We start from the raw sequence: 15005 nt of genomic DNA on the forward strand, positions 1-15005 counted from the left end.
CGGAGGCGTTTCAGAGCTCGAGCTTGCGGAGTCGGAGAGAGTTCACGATGACGGAGACCGAGCTGAGGCTCATTGCGGCGCCGGCGACCATCGGCGAGAGGAGAACGCCGAAGAACGGGTAGAGGAGGCCGGCCGCGAGAGGAACGCCGAGGAGGTTGTAGCCGAACGCCCACGCGAGGTTCTGGCGGATGTTCCGCATCGTGGCGCGACCGAGGCGCCGCGCGCGGACGAGGCCCGCGAGGTCGCCGTTGAGGAGGGTGACGGCGGCGCTCTCGATGGCGACGTCGGTCCCGGTGCCCATCGCGATGCCGACGTCGGCGCGGGCGAGGGCGGGGGCGTCGTTCACGCCGTCTCCGGCCATCGCGACGACGCGCCCTTCGGCGCGGAGCCGCTCGACGACGGCCCCCTTCTCCTCGGGGAGGACCTCGGCCTCGTACCGGCTGATGCCGAGCGTCTTCGCGACGGCGGCGGCCGACCGGCGGGCGTCTCCCGTCAGGAGGACGATCTCGATGCCGTCGGCGCGGAGGGCCGCGAGGGCGGCCGCGGCCGAAGCCTTGATTGGGTCGGCGACGGCGACGAGGCCCGCGGGGCGGCCGTCGATCGCGACGGTGACGGCGGTGCGTCCCTCTTCCTGGTGGGCCGTCGCGAGTGCGACGAGAGCCGACGTCTCGACGCCCGCCTCCTCGAGGAACCGGAGGCTCCCGACGAGGACGTCGTGCCCCGAGACGCGGCCCGCGACGCCGCGGCCCGTGACGGACCGGAATTCCGAGACGAGGGGAAGCGGGCCCGCGCCCGCGGCGGCCACGATGGCCGCGCCGAGAGGGTGTTCGCTCGCGCGCTCGAGGGCGGCGGCGAGCCGCACGACCTCGTCCTTCGTGAACGGCGCGACGGCTTCGAGAGCCGCGACGGCGGGCCGCCCCTCGGTGAGCGTGCCGGTCTTGTCGATGACGAGGACGTCCACGGCAGCGAGGCGCTCGAGGGCGTCGGCGTTCTTCACGAGAACGCCGGAGAGGGCGCCGCGCCCGGTGGCAACCATGATGGAGAGGGGCGTCGCGAGGCCGAGGGCGCACGGGCAGGCGATGATGACGACCGCGATCGCCGAGGCGAGGGCGTGGACGAATCGCGGCTCGGGTCCGAGGACCATCCAGAGCGCGAAGGTCACGAACGACGCAGCCACGACCGCCGGGACGAACCAGGCCGAGACGCGGTCGGCGAGCTGCTGGATCGCGGCGCGGCTCCTCTGGGCCTCGGCGACGAGCCGGACGATCCGCGCGAGCGTCGTCCCCTCGCCGACCCGCTCGGCGGCCATGACGAAGCCGCCGGCCCCGTTCACAGTCCCGCCGGTGACGGCGCTCCCCGGGGTCTTCTCCACCGGGATCGGCTCGCCCGTGATCATCGATTCGTCGATCCAGGAGGTCCCGTCCTCGATCGTCCCGTCCACCGGGACGCGCTCGCCGGGCCGCACGCGGAGGCGGTCGCCTGCCGCGACGTGCTCGACGGGGACGTCCACCTCGCGGCCCTCGGCCTCGATCCTCCGCGCCGTCTTCGGCGAGAGGTCGAGGAGGGCGCGGATGGCCGAGCTCGTCCGGCTCCGGGCCTTGAGCTCGAGGACCTGGCCGAGGAGGGCGAGCGCCGTGATGACGGCCGCCGCCTCGAAGTAGACGAGGGGCGCGCCGCCGTGCCCCCTGTAGACGTCGGGAACGAGATCGGGCCGGAGCGCGGCGACGACGAGCGCCACGGCGCTGTAGAGCCACGCGGCCGCGACGCCGAGGCCGATGAGCGTGAACATGTTCGGGCTGCGGTTGACGAGTGAGGCCCACGCGCGCCGGAAGAAGGGCGCCCCGGCCCAGGCGACGACCGGCGTCGCGAGGAGGGCCTGGACGAGCGTGAGGAGCCAGGGCGAGACGGCGTGCTGGAGCGGCTGGCCCGGGACCATGTCCGACATCGCGAGGACGAGGACCGGCAGGCCGAGCGCGGTCGCGACCTTCAGCCTCCGCGTCATGTCGGCGAGCTCGGGCGACTCGACGTCCGAGGTCGGCATCTCGGGCTCGAGCGCCATGCCGCAGACCGGGCAGTCGCCCGGGCCGTCGGAGACGACCTCGGGGTCCATCGGGCAGATCCACCGGACCGCGCCGCCGGCTGCGGGGGCGGGGGCGGCCGGGGCGGGTGTGTCGGACGGGCTCGGGTGGGTGTGGGCGGTTGCGTGGGCTCTCATGCTCGCCTCCTGTCGGTTTCACAGGAGGAGACGTGAGGCAGGCCGGGACCTTACAGTCCGGCCCGCCTCGCTCCGCCGCCAGGTCACGCCTTACGGCTCGATCCCGTCCGCAGCGAGCCGGGCCGGGTCGGCAGGTCCGGCCACGGTCCCCTCGGGATGACGGAACCAGCCCTCGGAGTCGGCAGACCCCGGGTCGTCGCGCACCTTCAGGACGGTGAACATCCCGCCCATGTCGACGTAACCAAACGGGCCGTGAGCCCCCTTCATCGGGAGGCTGTTCGGGGGAATCGGCATCGCCATCTCGCCCATCCCTCCCATCCCGGTCGTGCCCATGACCATCGCCCCCGGGACGAGACGCGAGAGGCGCTCGTCGACGGACGCGAGGTCGGCGCCGACGACGTTCGGGAGGCCGTGCCCCATCTGCGTCATGACGTGGTGCGTCATGTGGCAGTGGACGGCCCAGTCGCCCGGCTCGGTCGGAACCAGCTCGATGACCCGCGCCGAGCCGGTGGGGACGAGGACCGTCGTCTCGGGCCAGCGTGCGGACGGGGGCACGTCGCCGCCGTCGGTCCCCGTCACCTCGAAGGAGAGGCCGTGGAGGTGGATCGGGTGGTGGTCCATCGGCGAGAGGTTCCCGATCCGGATGCGGACCCGCTCCCCGGTCCCGACGACGAGCGGGGCCGTCCCGGGGTACGCCTTCCCGTTGAACGTCAGGAGGTTGAAGTCGCTCATGGCGCCCGGGTCGGGGCGGCGGGCGCCGACCGGGAGGCTCCACTCGTGCGTCATCAGGACGAAGTCCCGGTCGACCGGCGGGCCCGTCGGGACGCGCGGGTGGACGACGATCATTCCGACGAGGCCGAGGGCGACCTGCGTCATCTCGTCGTAGTGCGAGTGGTACATGAAGGTCCCGGGGCGGTGGAGGTCGAACTCGTAGGCCCACGTCTCGCCGACCGGAATCGGCGCCTGGTTGAGGCCCGAGACGCCGTCCATCCCGTTCGGCAGGACGAGCCCGTGCCAGTGGACCGTCGTCGGCTCGGGGAGCCGGTTCGTGACGTAGATCCGGAGGCGGTCCCCCTCGGTCGCCTCGATCGTCGGGCCCGGCGTGCCGCCGTTGTAGCCCCAGACGAGGGCCTTCAGGCCGGGGGCGAACTCGTGGTCGACGACCTGGGCCACGAGGTGGCCCACGAGGACGCGGCCGGAGCGGCGCAGCGGCAGCGTGGAGCCGTTCGGTGTGACGACGGAGCCGACGCCGGAGCGCGCGGAACGGGTCGTGCGGCGCGGCGCACCGAGCGGACGGGAGGCCGTGTTCGGCTCCTTCGCGGAGAGAGGCAGGGCGCTGCCGAGGGCGGCGAGGCCGGCGAAGCGGAGGAGCGAGCGACGGTCCATCAGTGACCTCCTTCGGGCGAAGCGGGTTCGTTGCCGGAGAGCGAGGGACTCGCGGGCGCGTCGACGCGCAGCCCGCTTCGAAGCGCGACTGTCGCGGCGAGGGCGACGGCGTAGTCGCGGTCGGCGTCGGCGGCCGCCGACGCGGCGGCGAGCTCGGCGTCCCGGGCGGCGAGGAGGGCGGGGATCCCGACCTGCATCGCGTTGGCGTGGAGGAGCGTCTCCGCCGTGATCCGTTCCTGCCGGGGGAGGATGGAGGCGCCGTAGCGCGCGGCGCGGGCGTGGGCGAGGGAGAGCCGGCTCGCCGCCCTCCGGGCCGCGGAGCCCACCGCCGCTTCGGTCGCCCTCCGGCGCTCCTCGAGGGAGCGGCGCTCGGCGAGGAGGGAGGCGAGGCGACCCTGGCCGCGATCGACGAGCGGAAGACGGATCGACACGCCCCCGCCGATCCGCCATGAGCCTTCCTCGCGTTCCGTGCGGACGCGCAGGCTCACGTCGGGCCAGCGGCCTTCCGCCTTCGCGAGCCGGATCCGGGCGGCGACGGCGCGGAGACGGGCGTCCAACTCGCGCAGCTCGAGGTTCGACGCGAGAGCGGCATCCTCGAGAGTGGAGGTCGCGGGAAGCGCGGCGGGCAGGGGAGGAGCTTCGTCTCCGATCGCGGCGACGGCCTCGCGGACGCCCTCGACGCTGCCGGCGCCGAGGAGGATCGAGAGGCGTTCCTCGGCATCGACGGCCACGAGCTCCGCCTCCGACAGTGCGAGCGCCGCTCTCTCTCGGGAGGCGTCTTCCCGGAGCGCGGAAAGCGCGGCGGCGTTCCCGGCGTCGACGAGCGCCCGCGCGGTGTCCGCGACGACCGCGGCCAGCTCCGCGCGGGTCCGCGCAATCGCGAGCTTCCTCTTCGCCCCGCGGACGGAGTGGAACGCACTCTCCACTTCGAACGCCCGGGCGACGGTCGCGGCCTCGGCACGCAGCCGCGCGGCCCCGAGGGCGGCGCTCGCGGCGGCGGTCCGCCGGCCCGTCAGGAGCGCGGTCGTCACGTCCCATTCGATCGAGGCCTCGGTGCGCGCCTCGTCGTCGCCCTTTCCGGAAGGCCCCCAGAACTCGACCTCGATCGTCGGGTTCGGAAGGCGCCGGGCCTCTTCGAGCCGGCCCTCGTCGACGCCCGTCTCGAGGAGCCGTGCGCGAAGCGACGGCTCGGCGAGGAAGGAGAGCCGGACGGCGCTCCCGGCGGTCAGCGGCTCAGCGAGAAGGGCCCGGATCTCAACGGGGACGTTCGCGGAGGCACCCACGGAGGCGGGGGCGGGGGCGCCCGCGAGCAGCCCGCCATGCGCGAGACGGAGGGCGAGCGCCAGGGCGAGAAGCGAGAGCAGGGGTCGTCGGAGCATGTCGTTGGCCTCCGACCCGGAGACGCGGGCCGGGCCGGGGCCTTACAGCGCCCTTTCCGCGAACCCCTCGCGGGCCGGGCCCGGGCCGCCCTGTAAGGTCCGGTCCGGCCCGTCGTCTCCTCTTGCGACCGACGAAAGGAGACCGACATGAAGATCGCCGACAGCTTCCGTTCCCTCCTGGGCACCAGGACCGACACGAAGGCGCCCGAAACCGGAGGTTCCTGCTGCCACGGCGACGAGGCCTGCGAGCGCCCGAGCGGCGCCTCCGGCCCCGCGCCGACGCAGCAGCTCGAAGTGACCGTTGAGAAGGGCTACCGCCCCGCCCGGCTCACGGCGCGCGCCGGCGCGCCCGTGCGCATCACGTTCTTCCGGAACGAGACCTCCGGCTGCTCGAAGGAGGTGGTCTTCCCGGGCCTCGGGATTCGCAGGGCGCTCCCGACGGGGGAGAGGGTCTCGATCGACCTGCCGCCCCAGGCCGCCGGAATCGTTCCGTTCACCTGCGGGATGGGGATGATGAAGGGGGGAATCGAGGTGCGCTGACTCCGGACCTTGGCAGAATGCGCGGGTGGCCCGCCCCGACCCGGTCGTCGCCCTCGCGGAGGAGTACCCGCGCTTTCTCGCCTTCCTCGCGAAGCGGACGGGGGACCGGGCCGTGGCCGAGGAGATCCTCCAGGAGGCCTTCGCGCGGGCCGTGACGAAGGCGCACGGCCTGCGCGAGGACTCCTCCGCCGTGGCCTGGTTCTACCAGGTCCTCCGCAATGCCCTCGTCGACCACCATCGGCGCAGCGCCTCCGAGGGGCGCGCGATGGCGGCGTTCGCGGCGGAGCAGGAGGGGGAGGCGAGGGACGAGGAGCTGGCGCGGGAGGTCTGCCGCTGCGTCGGCCGGATCGCCTCGGACCTGAAGCCCGAGTACGCCGAGGCCCTGCGCGGTGTCGAAGTGGAGGGGCTTTCCCTCAAGGACTTCGCCGGGAAGGCCGGGATCACGCCGAACAACGCCGCGGTCCGCGTCCACCGCGCGCGCGAGGCGCTCCGCAAGAGGCTCGTCTCGACCTGCTCGTCGTGCGCGGCGAAGGGCTGCACCGACTGCACCTGCGGCCCGCCCGGTCCCGGAGGCTGAAATCCGCCGCCAGGAGCCGAAGCGCGTAAACGCGTTTCGGGTCCGGGCGCGCTCGCCCTATCATCCCCGGATCCATCGGAGGAACGGTCCCGTGCGCGGCGCGGGGAGGAGGCGACGATGAGCGCGGAGAAGCCGGGTGTCCCCACCGGGGCGAAGCTCGATCTGAGCGAGTCGCAGCAGGCGGCGATCTCGAGGCTCGCGACGGACTCGAACGTCATCGCGCCCCCGATCTGGCTCGCGCGGCAGGCGCACATGAGCAACGACGCCGTGGAGAGGGCGCACGCGGCGGCCGACCCGGCGGCCTTCTGGGAGGAGAAGTCGAAGCTCGTCGACTGGATCGAGCCCTTCTCCGAGGTCTTCCGGTTCGACCTGCCGAAGCACGAGTGGTTCCTCGGCGGGAAGCTGAACGCCTCGGCGAACTGCATCGACCGGCACGTGTACGGAGACCGGCGGAACAAGGCGGCCCTCATCTGGGTCGGCGAGGACGGCGAGGAGCACACCTACACCTACAGCCGCCTCTACCGCGAGGTGAACCGCTTCGCCAACGCGCTCAAGCGCCTCGGCGTGGGCCGGTTCGACCGCGTCATCATCTACATGCCGCTCGTCCCCGAGGGCATCATCACGATGCTCGCCTGCGCCCGGATCGGCGCGATCCACTCCGTCGTTTTCGCCGGGATGGGGACGCAGGCCCTGCGGTCGAGGATCGTCGATTGCCAGGCGAAGGCGATCGTCTGCTCCGACTTCACCTTCCGGCGCGGCAAGAAGATCTCCCTGAAGCCCACGATCGACGAGGCGGTCCGCGACCTCGTCTTCGTCGAGCACGTGATCGTCCACCGGCGGGGGTCCCGCGTCGGCGACGCGCCCTACGAGTTCGAGAGCGAGCGCGAGCACGACTTCTACGACATCCAGAACGCGAACGAGATCCACTGCCCGCCGGAGCCGATGGACGCCGAGGACCCGCTCTTCATCCTCTACACGTCCGGGACGACGGGGAAGCCGAAGGGGGTCGTCCACACCACGGGCGGCTACATGGTCGGCGTCACCTGGCTCTCGAAGGCCTTCTACCAGATCGGCGAGCGGGACATCTACTGGTCGACGTCGGACATCGGCTGGATCGTCGGCCACTCCTTCATCGTCTACGGGCCGCTCTCCGTCGGCGCGACCGTCTTCTGCCGGGAAGGTGTGCCCGACTGGCCCAACCCCGAGGTGACCTGGGAGCTCTGCGAGCGCTTCGGCGTGAACCTCCTCTTCACCGCGCCGACGGCGGTGAGGATGTGGATGAGCCACGGCCCCGAGGCGCCCGCCAAGTACGACCTCTCGCGCCTGCGCCTGATCGCCTGCGCGGGCGAGCCGCTCAACCCCGAGGCGCACCTCTGGAGCCAGAAGCACCTCGTGGGGCAGTCGAAGGGGATGGTCGTCGACAACTTCTGGCAGACGGAGATCGCCGCCCCCGTCCTCGGAACGCTCCCGACGTTCGAGGCGCGGCCGGGGAAGGTCGGAAAGCCGATACCCGGCGTCGACGCGGCGATCGTCGACGCGCAGGGGAAACCAGCTCCCGGACGGCCAGGGAGGGCTCCTCGTCCTGCGCAAGCCGGTCCCCTACATGCTCCGGACCGTCTGGGGCGACTACGCCCGGTACGAGAAGTACTGGCAGCAGATCCCCGGCTTCTACGCGGCGGGCGACATCGCCGTGCGGGACCAGGACGGCTGGTTCGCCGTCCTGGGCCGCGCCGACGACGTCCTGAACGTCGCGGGGCACCGCATCGGCACGGCCGACGTCGAGGGCTCGCTCCTCCGCCACCCGGCCGTTGCCGAGAGCGCGGTCGTCGGCCTCCCCGACCCCCTGAAGGGCGAGCGGATCAAGGCCTTCGTCGTCCTGAAGGCGGGAGTCGAGACCGGGCCCGGCCTCATCGCGTCGCTGAAGGACCACGTCCGCCAGGACCTCGGGCCGATCGCGCAGCCGTCGGAGATCGAGATCCGGACGACGCTTCCCAAGACGCGCTCGGGGAAGATCGTTCGGCGCTACCTGAAGGCGGTGGAGATGGGCGAGGACCCGGGCGACCTCTCGACGCTGGCGGATTGATCGTGAAAGGGCGTCGCTGCGTCCCCGTCAGAGAGGCCCTCCCGTGAGCGAAGCCGTGAAGTCGCTCCTCGACCGGCTCGGTGCGCTCGTTCCGGGCTACGCGGGATATGCCGACAGGGAGAAGAGGCGGGAGAGCGACCAGGCTCTCCGGCTCGCCGTCGCCGGAAGGCTCGGTCTCGCGCGGGCCGCGCTCGACCGCCGGACGGCCGCGTGCGCCCGGACCGGACGCTTCGACGTCCTCGATCCGCTGGATGCGCTTTCCCGGCGGGTGGCGGCTCTCGCCGACGCAGTCCGGCACGCCCCGTGGGCTACGCGGCGCTCTTCGACGCCGCGGCGGTGGACGCGGCGGACCTGGATCGCCTGTACGCCTTCGACCTCCAGGTCCGGGACGCGTGCGAGAAGGTCGTCGAGGAGTCGGAGCGCCTTCCGGCCGCCGTCGACCTCGCGGCCCTCGACCGCGCGAGCGCCGTCGTGTCGGAGGCCGAGTCGGCCCTTCAACGCCGCGCCGAGGCCCTGCGGGAGGTGACGTGATGCCCGACCTCGCCGACATCCCTCGAGCTCGTCGACGCGACAGGCGACATCCTCGCCGCCCGCGTGCCGGCAGAGGGCCCGGCCGTCATCCGCTGGGGCTCGCAGCTCGTCGTCCGCGAGGGGCAGTGCGCCCTCTTCCTGCGCGACGGACGCGCCATGGCCCTCTTCGAGCCGGGGCGGCACGTCCTGACGACGCAGACCGTGGCCGGCCTGACGGGCTTCGTGGCGGGACTCGCCTTCGACGGCGCGTCGCCGTTCCGCGCCGAGGTCGTCTTCGTCGGGCGACAGCTCTTCCGCGACCTGCGCTGGGGAACGCCGGAGCCGGTCTACATTCCCGACCCCGTCCTCCTCCAGATCCCGGTCCGCGCGAACGGCCGCTTCGCGATCCGCGTCTCGGACCCGACGGTCTTCGTCCCGAAAGTCGTCGGCAGCCGGCCCGTCTTCCGCCAGCGCGACCTCGAGGAGTTCCTGCGGGCGCAGTACCTCGTCTCGGCCCTCACCGACGCGCTCGCGTCCTCGGCAGGCCCTTCGTCGAGCTGCCGCGCTTCACGCGAGAGCTGGGAACGGGCGTCAGGGCAATCCTCGGGCCCGAGTTCGCCGCGCTCGGCCTCGAGCTGACCGACCTCTCGGTGAACTCGGTCACGACGACGGAGGAGATCCAGGCGACGCTGAACGGCAACGCGAGGATCGCCTCGGAGGCGTTCGCGAAGGCGAAGGGAACGCAGTACGACCTCGAGGCCCGCGCGGCGGGGGCGACCGCCCTGAAGCAGGCGGGGACGAGCTACCGCGAGGTGGGACGACCGACGCGCTCGGGGAGCTCGCGTCGAACGTGGGCGCGGCGGGCGGCGGGGGCTCGGCGCTCGACGCGGGCGTCTCGCTTGGCGCCGCGATGCTCGTCCCGCAGATGATGCAGGGGATGCTCCGGCCCGAGGCCGCGGCGGCGGGGGGCGCGCCGGCCGCCGCGGACGTCGACCCGGTCGTCCGGCTGAAGCAGCTCAAGGAGCTTCTCGACGTCGGCGCCCTCACGCAGGAGGAGTACGAGGCCAAGAAGGCCGAGTGGCTGAAGCGCCTTTGAGCGCGGAGCTGCCGCGCGTTCTCTTCCGGACGAAGCGCGGGCTTTGCCCCGCGTGCGGCACGCCCTCGAGCTGGACGACGACGTTCCCGAGGTGACGTGCCGTTTCTGCGGCTCGCTCGCCGTTCTCGAGCGGCGCCTCAGGAAAGTGGAGCCGGAGGTGGAGGGGGCGCCGCTGCGCCTCTACCTCGATGCGGCGGCGGCCGAGGCCGGCGGAACGTCGCCGTCGGTCCCGTGGGTCCGCTCGATGGGCTACCGGCAAAGCACTGTCGAGCGGACGCTCTGCCCCGGCTGCGGCGACTTCCTCGAGTGGAAGCACGACGCCGAGCGGGTCGACTGCCCGTCGTGCGGGTCCGACTGCCGGCTCGAGAGGCGCCTCTGGGCTCCGCTCCCCGACCCGGCACGGGCGATCCCTCGCCGTCGAAGCCCGGACGAGCGGCCGGGTCCCGAAGAGTCCGACGACGACCCGCGGACGGAGCAGCTCGTCTACCGCTTCGTGAACGAGGCGGACCTCCACCGGCGCGTCGCGCTCGCGCTCCGGTTCGAAGAATGGATCTTCGTGAACTCCACGGCCGCGCGCCTGCTGCCGTCTCTTCTGCGCGTCGCGTGCGACGCAGCGCCGGTTCTCCAGGTCCCGATCGCCGACTTCATCGGAAAGCTCCTCTGCGAGGGGCGCGCAGAGCTGCGCAACGCGACGCTGCGGGCCATCGAGCCGTTCGTCTTCGAGCGGGCGGTCCCGCCGACGCTCGTCTTCGCCCTCGGGCTGGGCGACGGCACCGGGCTGAAGATGCTCCTCGACGCGGCCGAGCTGGCCCACCGCCGCGGCGACGACGACACGGCGACGACCGCCTGCTGGCCGTGAACTGGATCTTCCAGCGTAACTTCCCGCACCACGCGGTGATGGGGGAGATCCTCCTCCACCGGATGCTCTATCTCAGCGGGCCGGCGCTCGCGTTCGCGCTCCTCCTCGCGCGGAGGAAGGTGACCGGAACGGGCTTCCACTACCCGGCCGAGACGCTCCTCTCCTTCATCGACGAGGCGGCCGTCGAAGCGGCCGGAGCTCGTCCCGAGCTGGCCCGGTGTTTCTACGTCGGACTTCCGAAGGACCGAGGCGGAGTGCCGGCAGCGGTTGGCCTTCTTCGCCACGCTCCGGACAGGGAGTCCGCGCGCAGCGGCGCTGCGAGTTTCTCCTTCCGCCGGAGAGGACGGGCCGGAGGAGCTTCGCCGCGCTCTCGACGCGCTCGTCCCCGAGAGCGGTGGCTCGTTCTTGCCCGGGGCCCAGGAGTCACCGCTGTCGCCGGAGCTCCAGGCGCTCCTCGATCGCTGGGACGACGACCTGCGGCGCGCCGTCGGCGCCGTCGACGAAGCGCGCGCGGCTTTCCGCGGGTTTCGGGAGTCGATCGCAGGACTCGACGTTCCGCTCTTCGACGAGGGCTGAGACTCAAACAAAGCGCCCGGCTTTCGCCGGGCGCTCGAAGGAAGGCCGTTCAGGCTCCGCCGCGTGCCGGCCCGTGCCTCGGCGGTTCACTTCTTCAACCACTCCCCGAGCCAGCCCATGACGGTGTCGTGCCACTGCAGCGAGTTCGCGGGGCTTGAGGACCCAGTGATTCTCGTCGGGGAAGATGAGGAGCTTGCTCGGAATCCCTTGCGCTGGAGCGCGGTGAACGTCGAGATCCCTGCGTGTAGACGACGCGGTAGTCCTTCTGGCCGTGGATGACGAGCGTCGGGGTCTTCCAGTTCTTCACGTAGTCACGCCTGGCCGTAGCCGGTCGAGGCGTGGAAGTCGATCATCACGGCCGCGTAGCCGGCACCGGCGTAGGCCTGAGGGTTCCAGCGGTAGTGGAAGTCGTTGCCGAAGGAGCCCTGCGGCCCGCCGTGGATCAGGAACGCGACGGGGTACTTCTTCGCCGGGTCGAAGTCGACGGGGTGGACGATGTAGCCGTAGACGGTGTCGCCCTTGGCGCCCTTGAAGCTGAACTGCTCGGGCTTACCGAAGCGGGCCGCGGCGACCTTCGCGTCGTTGATCGAGGTCAGCTTCTCGACGGCGCCCCGCGACCGGGATCGCGGAGCTCGGTCAGCCCGAGAGCGAGTGGCGCGAGAAGAGGATCCGGTCCTTCCCGAGCGGCTGCGGGGCGTCGATCGAGCCGTCGGCGGCGAGGATCTTCGCCTTTCCGCTCGCGGCGTCGATCGCGAAGAGGGCTTTCTGGCCGAGGTGGTCGGCCGTCGCGTAGAGCGACTTCCCGTCGCCGGACCAGGTGATTCCGGCCGGCGAGCGGTCGTCGTTCTTCCCGTCCCGGCGCGAGGCGTGTTCGAGCGGTCCTTGCCGGTCGCGAGGTCGCGGACGACCTCGAAGCGGTCGGCCTCGTAGCCGCCGCGGCTCATGGCGAGGTACGCGAGGGGTCTTTCCGTCGGGGGAGAACCGAAGGCGTGGCGTCCCAGGCGGGCTCGTCGTGATCCGCTTCGGGGCGGCGAGCCATCCGTCGGGACCTCCAGAGGTCGTAGTTCGTCGACCAGGCTTCCTCGCGGCCGACGTCCTTGCAGGTGAAGACGAGCTTCTTCGCGTCGGCGGTGACGGCGGTGTCGTCGAGGCCGCCGAACGGCTTCGTCGGGGCGTCGGCGTCCATCTGCGGCATCAGGTCCTTCGCGGGGCCGGCGGGCTTTCCGTCGGCGCCGAGGCGGGACGAGAGACGTGGTTGCGCCGCCCGTCCTTCCAGGTGTCCCAGTGGCGGACGAAGAGGCGGTCGAAGAGCATCCCGCTCGACTTCACCGCGCCCTTCGCGTCGAGCGCCGCCTTCGCCTCGGAGGGGCGCTCTTCCCGGGGAAGACAACGAGAGGACGAGGAGCCTGCCGCCGGAGCAACCTCGAGGTTGTCGACGTCGAGCGGCTCTGAGGTGACCGCCTCGGCCCCGCCGGCGAGCGGGAGGTTCCAGACCTGCTGCAATCCGCCGCGCGCCGGAGAGAAGAACAGTCTTCCGTCCGCCGCCCAGCGGGTTCCCGTCGCCGGCCTCGTGCGTCGTCAGGCGGCGGACGCTCTCGTCCTCGTGGTCGAGGAGCCAGAGGTTTGTCCCGCCCCTGGTTCGCGCGAGGCTCGTCAACTGGAGGACGAACGTAATTGCGTCCCGTCGGGGGATACCTGGGCGTCTGAGATGCGGTCCATGGCGAGCATGTCGTGGATGGAGAAGGGTGGGTCTCGGCGGCGGCCAGCGGCAGCGTACGGCGAGGATCGCCCCGGAGGGCGAGGGTCAGGAGGAGGTTTCTGGCGGAGCATTTGAATCCTACCCTCTGACCTGATCCCCGGTAGAGGGGTAGCCGACGGTCCCTTGAGCGCCAGGCACGGCCCTTCCAGGAACTTGATGAGACAGCGGCCAGGAGCGACGCCTCCCGAGGAGGACGGCGAGGCAGTTTCGCCTGATCCGGCGGCGCCGGCAGATGGCTGCCACAGTTCGTTTCCGCAGGGCGAACGTCACCGGCCAGTGGAAGACGTACATGGCGTAGCTGACCTTCCCCGCGGCCCGCAGGGGCTTCACTCGAGGAGGCGCGGAAGGAGCGTCTCCGGGAGCGCGATCAAGAGAAAGACGAGTGCCGCGAAGGCGACCGCAGCAGGTGAAGCCGAGCGTCAGCATCGGCGGCGTTCAGAAGGCATCGCCCGCGGATCCGGATGACGAGCCCGGTGGCGAGGGCGGCGAGGAAGAGCGTTGCGAGGGGCGTGAGGACGTACCGCCGCGCCCGGGGAGCCGGGGCACGACGAGGGTCAGGAGGCTTCCCGGCGAGCCTGTCGAGGCGGAACGGGTCAGGACGTAGAGGCGGCCGACGTCCGGCACGCCGAGGAGGAAGCCCGCCACCCGCGCGGCCGGGACGAGGGAGGACCAGGCTGGCGCAGAGGCGTCGGCGAGAGCGCGGCGCGGAGGAGCGAGACGACGAACGGCCAGATTGAGGTAGTAATTGCTCCTCGACGGCGAGGGACCAGAAATGGGAGAGGGCGCTGCGGGCCACCCTGCGATCGTCATCTTCACGTTCGAGGCGCGTAGAGCCAGCCCCACAGAGACTCCCGTCCTGACACGTGGAAGAGGAGGACGAGAGGAGGAGGAGGCGTAGTAGAGAGTGGAAGATGCGGAGGCAGCGCCAGTGTAGAAGACGCGGAAGTAGTTCTCGCCCCGCGGGACTGGACGAGAATCTCAGTGATCAGGAACCCGGAGAGAACGAAGAAGAGGTCAACACCCGCCCACCAGTGCCGGGCTGTTCCTAGGATCGCTTCCTGGACGAGGCCCTTACGGGTTCGAAGGGCGAGGTAGAGGATGACCGCGAGGATGGCCAGCCCCCGCAGCCCGTCCAGGGGGAAGTGATGCGTGCGGGTAAGGCCCGCTTGAGAGCACGTTAGCGCTCGGCCCCTGTCCGCCGAAGCGGGGAGCCGCGAGCCCGGCGAGACCGCTTAAGATCAGCGCCGAGGAGTCACATTGAAGGGAACCATCCCGGCTTGTGGGCTCCTGCACGCGCCTCTTCCCCGTGACCCGCGGCGTCAGCAAGCAGCTCGTGCCGGTCTACGACAAGCCGATGATCTACTACCTGCCTCGACGACGCTGATGCTCGCGGGGTCCGGGGACGTCCTCGTCATCACGACGCCGCACGAGCAGGAGGGTTCCGCCGCGTGCTGGGCGACGGGAGCCTGCCCGGCGTGTCGATCTCCTACGCCGCTCAGCCGAGCTCCCGACGGTCTCGCCCAGGCCTTTCATCGGCTGACTCCCGTCGGTTCGAGCGGGCCGTGCTCGCCCTCGGCGACAAGATCTTCTACAGCACGGATTCTCCGGAGCAGTCCGCTGCAGTTGGACGGCGGGCGCGACGAAACTGCTCGTCATGTCCGCGACCCTGAGCCGTACGGCGTCGTGCGGGAGTTCGGGACCGGCGGCCAGGCGATCAGCCCGAGGAGAAGCCGGCGAAGTCAGCAGGGCCTTCCGGTCAGCCGTCACCGGCCTCTACTCCTACGGGACAGCGTCCTCCACATCGCCATGAAAACCCCAGCCCTGGCCGCGCGTTTTTTTATATCGACGAACAGGGTCTACCTCGAGATGCGCGACCTGCAGGCCGTCGAGGTCCTCGGCCGGGGCGTGGCGTGGCTTTGGCATCGAACGCACGCGTCGCTCCTGCAGGCTGCGAACTTCATGCAGGCGATCGAGGAGCGGCATGGGCTGAAGGTGGCGTGCCCGAGGAGTCGCCTACCGGATGGG

The 15005-nt window shown here is 71.5% G+C and carries 12 protein-coding genes and 2 pseudogenes; 10 read left to right on the top strand and 4 right to left on the bottom strand.

What is annotated here, in order from left to right; translation table 11 throughout:
• Window positions 1–10 precede the first annotated feature (10 nt).
• From IPN03_06345 to IPN03_06355, 3 genes are all read right to left on the bottom strand, one after another.
• Window positions 11–2215: a copper-translocating P-type ATPase gene (locus IPN03_06345; GenBank protein MBK9373346.1), complete on the bottom strand. Its 2205-nt coding sequence runs from the start codon at window positions 2213–2215 to the stop codon at window positions 11–13.
• 90 nt (window positions 2216–2305) lie between these two features.
• A complete protein-coding gene (locus IPN03_06350; protein ID MBK9373347.1) occupies window positions 2306–3601 on the bottom strand; it encodes a copper oxidase in 1296 nt (431 codons plus the stop codon).
• Complete coding sequence (locus tag IPN03_06355) at window positions 3601–4980, bottom strand: TolC family protein (protein ID MBK9373348.1); 1380 nt, start codon at window positions 4978–4980, stop codon at window positions 3601–3603. Before IPN03_06355 ends, IPN03_06350 begins: the two co-directional genes overlap by 1 nt.
• Window positions 4981–5127: 147 nt before the next feature.
• Here IPN03_06355 and IPN03_06360 point away from each other — a divergent pair, with 147 nt between their 5' ends.
• The 8 genes and pseudogenes from IPN03_06360 to IPN03_06395 all read left to right on the top strand — a co-directional run bounded on the left by IPN03_06360 (window position 5128) and on the right by IPN03_06395 (window position 11221).
• A complete protein-coding gene (locus IPN03_06360; protein ID MBK9373349.1) occupies window positions 5128–5520 on the top strand; it encodes a cupredoxin domain-containing protein in 393 nt (130 codons plus the stop codon).
• 25 nt (window positions 5521–5545) lie between these two features.
• A complete protein-coding gene (locus tag IPN03_06365) occupies window positions 5546–6097 on the top strand; it encodes a sigma-70 family RNA polymerase sigma factor (protein ID MBK9373350.1) in 552 nt (183 codons plus the stop codon).
• A 117-nt stretch (window positions 6098–6214) separates the two neighbouring features.
• Window positions 6215–8180 (top strand): annotated as a pseudogene (acs, locus tag IPN03_06370) (acetate--CoA ligase).
• Between the two features lie 303 nt (window positions 8181–8483).
• Entirely contained in the window at window positions 8484–8711 is a 228-nt protein-coding gene (locus IPN03_06375; protein MBK9373351.1) for a hypothetical protein, read from the top strand.
• 63 nt (window positions 8712–8774) lie between these two features.
• Entirely contained in the window at window positions 8775–9329 is a 555-nt protein-coding gene (locus tag IPN03_06380) for an SPFH domain-containing protein (GenBank protein MBK9373352.1), read from the top strand.
• 271 nt (window positions 9330–9600) lie between these two features.
• The gene (locus IPN03_06385; protein ID MBK9373353.1) at window positions 9601–9786 is read left to right on the top strand and encodes an SHOCT domain-containing protein; all 186 of its coding nucleotides are present in this window, start codon (window positions 9601–9603) and stop codon (window positions 9784–9786) included.
• Window positions 9787–9838: 52 nt separating this feature from the next.
• Window positions 9839–10645 (top strand): hypothetical protein, encoded by an 807-nt coding sequence (locus IPN03_06390; protein MBK9373354.1) that lies wholly within the window; start codon window positions 9839–9841, stop codon window positions 10643–10645.
• Between the two features lie 267 nt (window positions 10646–10912).
• Window positions 10913–11221 carry a hypothetical protein gene (locus tag IPN03_06395; GenBank protein MBK9373355.1) on the top strand — a complete coding sequence of 103 codons (309 nt, stop codon included), beginning with the start codon at window positions 10913–10915 and terminating at the stop codon, window positions 11219–11221.
• Window positions 11222–11307: 86 nt separating this feature from the next.
• Here the strand turns inward: IPN03_06395 and IPN03_06400 are convergent.
• Window positions 11308–12958: pseudogene (locus IPN03_06400) on the bottom strand (S9 family peptidase).
• Between the two features lie 1301 nt (window positions 12959–14259).
• On the opposite strand from IPN03_06400, the gene IPN03_06405 reads away from it, so the two are divergent.
• Complete coding sequence (locus IPN03_06405) at window positions 14260–14364, top strand: hypothetical protein (protein MBK9373356.1); 105 nt, start codon at window positions 14260–14262, stop codon at window positions 14362–14364.
• Window positions 14365–14786: 422 nt separating this feature from the next.
• Window positions 14787–15005 (top strand): hypothetical protein (locus IPN03_06410; GenBank protein ID MBK9373357.1); only part of this gene is annotated, 219 nt, incomplete at its 3' end.

This window comes from Holophagales bacterium, assembly GCA_016719485.1.
In the GTDB taxonomy this organism is placed as follows: domain Bacteria; phylum Acidobacteriota; class Thermoanaerobaculia; order UBA5066; family UBA5066; genus UBA5066.